Raw genomic sequence first — 292 nt, forward strand, 5'->3', positions numbered from 1 at the left:
GTATTCCCTATCAGAGCCGTGGAAGACTACCACGTTGATAGGCCGGGTGTGGAAGTGCGGCAACGCATGTAGCTTACCGGTACTAATAGCTCGATCGACTTGATCACTCCCATTTACAATATCCATCAAGCAAAGCTTGATGATGATAAAAGCACGAAAGACAACCAGCTTCTCATATTTGTGTTCTTCGCCGACCTGGTGGTTATGGCGGAGCGGCTGCACCCGATCCCATTCCGAACTCGGCCGTGAAACGCTCCAGCGCCAATGGTACTTTGTCTTAAGACACGGGAGA

Annotated in this window: 2 rRNA genes; both read left to right on the top strand. The window is 50.7% G+C overall.

What is annotated here, in order from left to right:
* A 23S ribosomal RNA gene (locus QSJ70_RS27520) occupies window positions 1-107 on the top strand; the annotation flags it as partial.
* Window positions 108-194: 87 nt separating this feature from the next.
* A 5S ribosomal RNA gene (gene rrf / locus QSJ70_RS27525) occupies window positions 195-292 on the top strand; the annotation flags it as partial.

The sequence above is a fragment of the Brucella sp. NBRC 12950 genome, assembly GCF_030268145.1.
Classification (GTDB): domain Bacteria; phylum Pseudomonadota; class Alphaproteobacteria; order Rhizobiales; family Rhizobiaceae; genus Brucella.